Source organism: Pseudomonas sp. G(2018) (genome assembly GCF_005502415.1).
Taxonomy (GTDB): domain Bacteria; phylum Pseudomonadota; class Gammaproteobacteria; order Pseudomonadales; family Pseudomonadaceae; genus Aquipseudomonas.
Genome location: NZ_SCOO01000031.1, coordinates 72,054 through 81,206, shown reverse-complemented (window position 1 = coordinate 81,206; position 9,153 = coordinate 72,054). Strand labels below are relative to the sequence as shown.

Annotated in this window: 7 protein-coding genes; 4 read left to right on the top strand and 3 right to left on the bottom strand. The window is 60.7% G+C overall.

The genetic code is table 11. The features are described 5' to 3' along the window. The 4 genes from FFS64_RS24235 to gcvP all read left to right on the top strand — a co-directional run. A partial coding sequence (locus tag FFS64_RS24235; protein ID WP_137807440.1) for an iron ABC transporter permease occupies positions 1 to 1,615 on the top strand: 1,615 nt, incomplete at its 5' end. A 156-nt stretch (positions 1,616 to 1,771) separates the two neighbouring features. Then, complete coding sequence (gcvT, locus tag FFS64_RS24230; RefSeq protein ID WP_137807439.1) at positions 1,772 to 2,854, top strand: glycine cleavage system aminomethyltransferase GcvT; 1,083 nt, start codon at positions 1,772 to 1,774, stop codon at positions 2,852 to 2,854. Between the two features lie 49 nt (positions 2,855 to 2,903). Further along, positions 2,904 to 3,287 carry a glycine cleavage system protein GcvH gene (gcvH, locus tag FFS64_RS24225; protein ID WP_137807438.1) on the top strand — a complete coding sequence of 128 codons (384 nt, stop codon included), beginning with the start codon at positions 2,904 to 2,906 and terminating at the stop codon, positions 3,285 to 3,287. 167 nt (positions 3,288 to 3,454) lie between these two features. Beyond that, positions 3,455 to 6,328: an aminomethyl-transferring glycine dehydrogenase gene (gene gcvP, locus FFS64_RS24220; protein WP_137807437.1), complete on the top strand. Its 2,874-nt coding sequence runs from the start codon at positions 3,455 to 3,457 to the stop codon at positions 6,326 to 6,328. Between the two features lie 114 nt (positions 6,329 to 6,442). Here gcvP and FFS64_RS24215 read toward each other — a convergent pair whose 3' ends face one another. The 3 genes from FFS64_RS24215 to FFS64_RS24205 all read right to left on the bottom strand — a co-directional run bounded on the left by FFS64_RS24215 (position 6,443) and on the right by FFS64_RS24205 (position 9,037). Next, a complete protein-coding gene (locus tag FFS64_RS24215) occupies positions 6,443 to 6,760 on the bottom strand; it encodes a DUF2388 domain-containing protein (protein WP_137807436.1) in 318 nt (105 codons plus the stop codon). 72 nt (positions 6,761 to 6,832) lie between these two features. Beyond that, positions 6,833 to 8,617 (bottom strand): GspE/PulE family protein, encoded by a 1,785-nt coding sequence (locus FFS64_RS24210; protein ID WP_137807435.1) that lies wholly within the window; start codon positions 8,615 to 8,617, stop codon positions 6,833 to 6,835. Positions 8,618 to 8,707: 90 nt separating this feature from the next. Next, positions 8,708 to 9,037: a hypothetical protein gene (locus FFS64_RS24205; protein WP_137807434.1), complete on the bottom strand. Its 330-nt coding sequence runs from the start codon at positions 9,035 to 9,037 to the stop codon at positions 8,708 to 8,710. Positions 9,038 to 9,153 lie beyond the last annotated feature (116 nt).

Sequence of the window (9,153 nt, the reverse complement as noted above, 5' to 3'; positions counted from 1 at the left end):
GGCCCACCCCGCCCAACGCCGCTGGTACCCCCTGGTCTTCGCCATCGCTGCGCTGGTCCTGCTGCCCCTGAGCGTGTTGCTGCTTTCCTGGCAAGCCGTCGATCAACAGATCTGGTCTCACCTGTGGGACACGCAAATGCCGCGTCTGCTGGGCAACACCTTGACCCTGGTGCTTGGCGTCGGTGTCGGGGTGACGGTCCTCGGTGTAAGCCTGGCCTGGCTCACGAGCCTCTGTGAATTCCCCGGCAGGCGTTGGCTGGATTGGGCCTTGATGCTGCCCTTTGCAATTCCGGCCTACGTGTTGGCCTTCGTTTTCGTCGGTCTGCTGGATTTTTCCGGCCCCGTGCAAACCCTGCTGCGCGAGTGGTTCGGCACTGGCCTGCGTTTGCCGCGCGTGCGCTCCACGGGCGGGGTGATTCTGGTTCTGGTACTGGTGTTTTATCCGTACGTTTACCTGCTGGCGCGCACCGCGTTCCTCGCTCAAGGCAAAGGCCTGATGGAAGCCGCGCGGGTGTTGGGGCAATCGCCATGGCAGGCATTCTGGCGGGTGGCAATGCCCATGGCGCGTCCCGCCATCGGCGCTGGCGTGGCGTTGGCGCTGATGGAGACCCTGGCTGATTTTGGCGCGGTGTCGGTGTTCAACTTCGACACGTTCACTACGGCGATCTACAAGACCTGGTATGGGTTTTTCAGTCTTTCCACCGCTGCACAACTGGCCAGCCTGTTATTGCTGGTGGTGATGGTGGTGTTGTACGGCGAGCGTCGAGCGCGCGGGGCCAATCGGGCGAGCAATGAACGGCCACGGGTCAAGGCGTTGTACCACTTGCATGGCATCAAAGCGCTGTTGGCCACGGGGTGGTGCGCTCTGGTATTCGCCTGCGCCTTTGTCATTCCGGTGCTGCAACTGTTGGTGTGGTTCTGGCAGCGCGGGCGCTTCGATCTGGATGAGCGTTACAGCGGTTTGATTCTCCACACCCTGTACCTGGGTGCGATGGCCGCGTTAATCACCGTCAGTGTTGCGCTGATATTGGCATTTGCCCGACGCCTGGCGCCGACCCAGGGGATTCGCGCCGGGGTCAGTCTGGCCAATCTTGGCTACGCCTTGCCAGGATCGGTGCTGGCGGTATCGATCATGCTGGCGCTCAGTTACCTGGACCGCGAACTGGTGATCCCCATCTCCGGCTGGCTCGGTGGCGCTGGCAAGCCACTGCTGCTGGGCAGTCTGTCGGCTTTGCTGCTGGCCTATCTTGTGCGCTTCATCGCTGTGGCTTACGGACCGCTGGAGAGCAGTCTGGCGCGTATACGGCCATCTTTGCCCGAAGCGGCACGTAGCCTGGGGGTCAGTGGACCGCGACTGTTTTTCAAAGTGTATCTGCCGTTGTTGCTGCCTGGTTCGTTGAGCGCGGCGCTGCTGGTGTTCGTCGATGTGCTCAAGGAAATGCCCGCGACCCTGCTGATGCGCCCGTTTGGCTGGGACACACTGGCCGTGCGGATCTTCGAAATGACCAGCGAGGGCGAGTGGGCGAGGGCGTCTTTACCGGCACTGACCCTGGTTTTGGTCGGGCTGCTACCGGTCATCGGATTGATACGACGTTCGGCGCATCGAAACAGCTAGGTGTCAGTCCTACACCTTGCGGCTACAATGCGCGGCATTCGGTGCGGTCTGTCTGACAGACAAGGTAGTAGAAGTCGGCTGGAAGCCTTTTGTTTCAAGGCTTTTACTCGATAGAACACTCGCCCGCACCTTCGCCACGCCCGGAAGGAGAAACCCATGGGACAGCGTACGCCTCTGTATGACCTTCATCTCGCCCTCGGCGCGAAGATGGTCGATTTTGGCGGTTGGGATATGCCTCTGCATTACGGATCGCAGGTCGAGGAGCACCATGAGGTGCGCCGCGATTGCGGTGTTTTCGATGTATCCCACATGACCGTGATCGATGTCGACGGCCCCCAGGCCAAGGCCTGGTTGCAGCATTTGCTGGCCAATGACGTCGAGCGCCTGCACAGATCGGGCCGCGCGTTGTACAGCACCATGCTCAACGAGCGCGGCGGCATCGTCGACGACATGATCGTCTACCGCCTCGATGACGGTTATCGTCTGGTGGTCAATGCTTCAACCCGCGATCAGGACATGGCCTGGATGCAGGCCCATCTCGACGGCTTCGATGTGCAGCTCAGCGAACGTTCCGAGTTGGCGATGCTGGCGATTCAAGGCCCTCACGCCCGGCAGAAGGTTGCTGAATTGGTGACCCAGTCCCGCGGCAATCTGATCCAGCTGCTCAAACCCTTCGAAGGGCAGCCCGACGGTGACTGGTTCATCGCGCGCACCGGTTACACCGGTGAAGACGGACTGGAAATCATCCTGCCGGCCGATCAGGCGCCGGGGTTTTTCAACGACCTGGTGGGCGCGGGTATCTCCCCGATCGGCCTGGGTGCGCGGGATACCCTGCGGGTCGAGGCCGGCATGAACCTGTATGGCCGGGATATTCACCAAGACGTTTCACCGCTGGCCTCCAACATGGCCTGGAGCATTGCCTGGGAACCAGCCGCTCGCCAGTTCATCGGGCGCACCGCGCTGGAAGCCGAACGCAGCGCTGGCGTACAGCACAAACTGGTCGGTCTGGTTCTTGAAGAGCGTGGGGTTTTGCGCGCTCATCAAGTGGTCCGTATCGCCGATGTTGGCGAAGGAGAGATCACCAGTGGTAGTTTCTCTCCTACGCTTAGCAAGTCGATTGCACTGGCGCGCGTGCCGATGGCAACTGCCGACCGCGCGGAAGTGGAAATCCGTGGCAAGTGGTACCCGGTCCGAGTGGTCAAACCGACCTTCGTACGCCATGGCAAAACCTTGATCTAACCTTTTCTGGCGGCAATCACCGCTGACAATATCCTTGAGGACACAGAACATGAGCGATATCCCTGCCGACCTGCGTTTTGCCGAAAGTCACGAATGGGCTCGCCTGGAAGCCGATGGCACCGTTACCGTGGGCATCAGCGATCACGCGCAGGAAGCGCTGGGCGATGTGGTGTTCGTCGAACTGACCGAAGTTGGAAAAGTCTTCGCTGCCGGTGATCAATCCGGTGTGGTGGAGTCGGTTAAAGCGGCGTCCGACATCTATGCCCCGGTGTCCGGTGAAGTGATCGCGATCAACGATGACCTGAGTGCTTCGCCTGAGCTGCTGAACTCCGACCCGTACGGCGCGTGGATCTTCAAGCTCAAACCAAGCGACAAGGCTGACCTGGACAAGCTGCTCGATGCAGCCGGATATAAGGCCGCCATCGGCGAATAAGCCTTTAGCGTCATTCCAAAGCCCCGATCCGTCGGGGCTTTTTGTTGCCTGCCCAATTTCCCACAAGGGTAAGTAAGCTCTGCCAAAGGCTCGCTGTTGGCAGTGACTGCTATGCTGGTTTGACCGTGTTGCATCGACGTTGAGCGCCAGTCAAGAGAGAGCCCGTCATGTCCCAGTTGCCGTCCTTGAGCCAGTTACGCGACCCCAATGCCTTTCTTCGCCGCCACCTCGGGCCGGATGCCGCCGAGCAGCAGGCCATGCTCGACAGTCTCGGCCTCGGTAGCCGGGTCGAGCTGATCGAGCAGACGGTCCCGCCGGGTATTCGCTTGAACCGGGCGCTGGATTTGCCGCCGGCCCTCGACGAAGAGGCCGCGTTGGCCAAGTTGCGAGGCTACGCCGAACAGAACCAGGTATGGACCAGCCTGATCGGCATGGGGTATCACGGCACGCTCACGCCGGCCGTCATCCTGCGCAATGTGCTGGAAAATCCCGGTTGGTACACCGCGTACACGCCCTATCAGCCGGAAATCGCCCAGGGGCGGCTCGAAGCGTTACTGAATTTCCAGCAATTGACCATCGATCTGACCGGGCTGGAACTGGCCAATGCCTCGCTGCTGGATGAAGCCACCGCGGCAGCGGAAGCCATGGCCCTGGCCAAACGGGTGGCCAAGTCGAAAAGCAATGTGTTCTTTGTTGATGAAAACTGCCATCCACAGACCATTTCCGTGGTGCAGACCCGCGCCGAAGGCTTCGGCTTCGAGTTGATCATCGACGCTGTGGATAACTTGAAGCAGCACCAGGTGTTCGGCGCGCTGCTGCAATATCCCGACACCCATGGCGAGATCCGCGACCTGCGTCCGTTGATCGACCATCTGCATGCGCAACAAGCGTTGGCCTGTGTGGCGGCTGATCTGCTGAGCCTGCTGCTGTTGACGCCGCCTGGGGAGTTGGGGGCAGATGTGGTGTTCGGTTCTTCCCAGCGCTTCGGCGTGCCCATGGGCTATGGCGGACCGCACGCGGCGTTTTTTGCCAGTCGCGACGAGTACAAACGGGCGATTCCCGGGCGGATCATCGGCGTGTCGAAAGATGCGCGCAGCAACGTTGCCCTGCGCATGGCCCTGCAAACCCGTGAGCAACATATTCGTCGTGAAAAGGCCAACTCGAACATCTGTACCGCGCAAGTGCTGCTGGCCAACATTGCCAGCTTCTATGCGGTCTACCACGGACCGGAAGGGCTCAAGCGCATTGCCCAGCGCGTGCACCGACTGACCTGCATCCTCGCTGCGGGCCTGGAGCGCAAGGGCATCACGCGCCTCAACCCGCATTTCTTCGACACCCTGACCCTGGAAGTCGGCGGCACCCAGACCGCAATCATCGAAAGCGCCCAGGCCGCGCAGATCAATTTGCGCATTCTGGGGCGTGGGCAATTGGGCTTGAGTCTCGACGAAACCTGCGACGAATCCACCGTAGCCAAGCTGTTCGATGTATTCCTGGGAACCGATCATGGGCTGAGCGTCGATGAACTCGATGCCGAGGCGCTGGCTCCCGGTATCCCGAGCCATTTGCAAAGAACCACACCCTATCTGCGCCATCCGGTGTTCAACGCCCACCACAGCGAAACCGAGATGCTGCGCTACCTCAAGCAGTTGGAAAACAAGGACCTGGCGCTCAATCAGTCGATGATCCCGCTGGGCTCTTGCACCATGAAACTCAATGCCACCAGCGAGATGATTCCGATTACCTGGCCGCAGTTCGCCAATCTGCATCCGTTCGCACCGAAAGAACAGGCGGTCGGATATTCATTGATGATCGAAGAACTGGAGCGCTGGCTCTGCGCGATCACTGGTTTCGATGCAATCTGCATGCAGCCCAATTCCGGTGCCCAGGGCGAGTACGCGGGGCTGCTGGCGATCCGCAAATACCACGAGAGCCGTCAGCAGGGCGGGCGGGATGTCTGCCTGATCCCGTCTTCGGCCCACGGCACCAACCCGGCCTCGGCGCAGATGGCCGGGATGCGTGTGGTGATTGTCGAATGTGACGAAGCAGGCAACGTTGACCTGGATGACCTGAAAGAAAAGGCCGCCGAAGCCGGCGACAAGCTCTCCTGCCTGATGGCGACCTATCCGTCGACCCACGGCGTGTACGAGGAAGGCATCAGCGAGATCTGCGAAGTTATCCACAGCCATGGCGGCCAGGTCTACATGGACGGCGCCAACCTCAACGCCCAGGTCGGGCTGGCGCGGCCGGCGGACATTGGCGCCGATGTGTCCCACATGAACTTGCACAAAACCTTCTGCATTCCCCATGGCGGTGGCGGACCGGGCATGGGTCCGATTGGCGTACGTGCGCACCTGGCGCCGTTCGTCGCCAATCACCCGGTGGTGCCGATCGAGGGGCCGCTGGCGCAGAACGGTGCCGTCAGTGCCGCGCCCTGGGGCAGCGCGAGCATTTTGCCGATCAGCTGGATGTACATCGCCATGATGGGCCCGCAACTGGCCGACGCCAGCGAAGTGGCGATTCTCGCCGCGAATTACCTGGCGCGGCATTTGTCCGGGGCGTTCCCGGTGCTCTACACCGGGCGCAACGAGCGGGTGGCCCACGAATGCATTCTCGATTTGCGACCGCTCAAGACGTTGACCGGCATCAGCGAGGAAGACGTCGCCAAGCGCCTGATGGACTATGGCTTCCATGCACCGACCATGTCGTTCCCCGTGCCGGGCACGTTGATGGTCGAACCGACCGAAAGTGAATCGAAAGCGGAACTGGACCGCTTCATCGGCGCGATGCTGAGCATCCGTGCGGAAATCACCGAGGTGCAGAACGGCAACTGGCCGGCCGAGGACAACCCGCTCAAACGTGCGCCGCATACCTTGGCCGATATCACCGGGATTTGGGAACGTCCCTATAGCATCGAACAGGGCGTGACGCCGGATGCTCACACCAAGGCCCACAAATACTGGCCAGCGGTGAACCGGGTGGACAATGTGTATGGCGACCGGAATCTGTTTTGTGCGTGTGTGCCGCTGGATGAGTACCGCTGATCTCCTGGCCAAGCCCGCTCCCACAGGGATCTTCAATGAATGTGTAGTTTATGTATGAAATCCGGGCAAAAAAATGCCGCTCAAGTGAGCGGCATTTTCTGTTTGGCTGGAAGCTTATTCCGAAGCCACGGCGTTCTTCGCCAAAATCGCGTTCGCCAACTCCATGTCCGTGGCCTGCAGGCCCGGGTTGTCAGCGCGGACTTTCTGCATCGCGGCTTCCAGATACGGGCCGCGGATGCCGCCGTCACTGGCGACGAAACTGCCGGCATCGTCCTGGGCAGCGACGATCAGCTTGTTATCCTTGAAGGTCAGGTAGGTCGAACCGGTGGTTGCACCGGAAGTAAGAACGTTACGCCAAAAGCTATCAGCCATCGCCGAACCGACAGGCAGGGACAACAGGGCGATGGTAGCGATAGCAAGTTTGAGACGCATAGAAGGTAACTCCACTGGATAAACTACCGCCTTTGATAGCGATTCCCCCAATCGAGTTCCATTGCCGCTTACCTACTTCTGCTCGCTCTGCGGCGTCACGCGCAGGACCTCCTCGACAGTGGTCAAGCCGGCCGCCACCTTCTGTGCGCCTGACAGGCGCAAGCTGCGCATGCCTTCCTTGAACGCCTGACGCCGCACCGCCAGCAAATCGGTGTCGGGACTGATCAGCGCTTTCAGACCGTCGGTCAATTGCATGATTTCGTACACCCCGGCGCGGCCGTGATAGCCGGTGTCGCGACACTCCAGGCAGCCGATGGCGCGTTGTGCGTGGGTGGGCAGGGGGGCTTGCCAGGGCCGGGTCAGTGTTTGCCAGTCTTCTTCCCCCAGGGTGTTCGGAGCCTTGCAGTGCGGGCACAAGGTTCGCACCAGCCGCTGGGCCATGACCCCGAGTACCGTGGCCTTGATCAGGTAATGCGGCACGCCCAGTTCCAGCAGGCGGCTGATGGCGCTCGGTGCATCGTTGGTATGCAGCGTCGACAGCACCAGGTGACCGGTGAGGGCGGCCTGGATCGCCATCTCGGCGGTTTCGAGGTCGCGGATCTCGCCGATCATGATGATGTCCGGGTCTTGCCGCATCAACGCGCGCACCCCGGAAGCGAAGGTCAGGTCGATGTTGTGCTGGACCTGCATCTGGTTGAACGCCGGCTCGACCATTTCAATCGGGTCTTCGATGGTGCAGAGGTTGACCTCCGGCGTCGCCAGTTTCTTCAGCGTGGTGTACAGCGTGGTGGTCTTGCCTGAACCGGTCGGCCCCGTGACCAGAATGATGCCGTTGGGCTGACGGGTCATGTCCTGCCAGCGCCGCAGGTCATCGGCTGAAAACCCCAGCTGATCGAAGTCCTTGAGCAACACCTCCGGGTCGAAGATCCGCATGACCATTTTTTCGCCGAAGGCAGTCGGTAGGGTCGACAGCCGCAGCTCCACTTCGCCGCCGTCCGGGGTCTTGGTCTTGACCCGGCCATCCTGGGGTTTGCGTTTCTCCGCGACGTTCATCCGCCCCAGGCTTTTCAGGCGGCTGACGATGGCCATGGTGACTTGCGGCGGGAATTGGTAGACGTTGTGCAAAACGCCGTCGATGCGAAAGCGCACCGTGCCTTGTTCGCGTCGGGGTTCGATGTGGATATCGCTGGCGCGCTGCTGGAACGCGTACTGGAATAGCCAGTCGACGATGTTGACGATATGCGCGTCGTTGGCATCCGGTTCCTGATCGCTGGCGCCGAGATTGAGCAACTGTTCGAAATTGCCCAGGGTGCTGGTCTGCTGATCGGCGTTGCTCGCCCCCGTGACCGATTTGGCCAGGCGGAAGAACTCCACACTGAAGCGCTGGATATCCACTGGGTTGGCCACTACACGCTTGATCGGCAACTTCAGCACATGCGTCAGGTCGGCTTCCCAGCCGTTGACGTAGGGCTGGGCGCTCGCCACCGTCACAGCGTCGCGGTCAATGGAGACCGCGAGAATCTTGTGGCGCTGGGCGAAGGCGTAGGACATCAGCGGTGTCACGGCCGCGACGTTGATTTTCAGCGGGTCGATACGCAGGTAGGGCTGGCCAGCCTGTTGGGACAACCACAGGGTCAGGTTTTCCAGATCGAGGTGCTTGCCGGGGCGACTGAGGTCGTTCAGCTGTTGGCTGGCGATGAACTCCAGTGGATGCATCTGGCCATGAGCGGCGTGGCGGCGACGGGCATTGAGCGCGTGTTCTGCCGAGTCCTGGCTGATGAAGCCTTGGGCGACCAGCTCACGCAGCACTTCATTGAGATCCAGCCAGCGGTCCTGAATGGCGAGTTGAACGGACATGCGGGCTCCTTTTGAACAACAGTGCGCAAAGGATAGTCGTGGCGCCACAGACCGTTGGGCCACTACCCGACGAAGCCGTATCGGGTTTTTTCAGCCGATTGCCTGAGCGGCTTCAACCCAGGCAGGGTCGGCGCTTTGCAGATCCACCGAGCAGACGCTGATCAGGTTACGTAGTTTTTCTGCGATTACCTGGGCGCGGTGCCAGCTCAGTCTGTCGATGACCACCTCGATGGCCAGCAAATCGTCCTGGCGCTGCACGTGCACCTCATCCGGCGTCAAGAACTGCAAGGCGAACAGGTTGAGCGCGCGACACAGCAGGTCGGGCTCGGCTTCGGCCAGTAATTGGTAGCGCACGCGGCAGTGCACGTTACTGACATTCCAGACATCGGCGCGGGTGTTCACGGCTTCCAGGTGCGGCATGGTGGTTCTCCACAATCAATGGAGAAATTTTTACATTCGGTGGCGGGTATTTCTTATCTATGATGGGCTGAATGGCGGTTAAATCGAATCGCATAATTCATAAAATCAGTAATCAA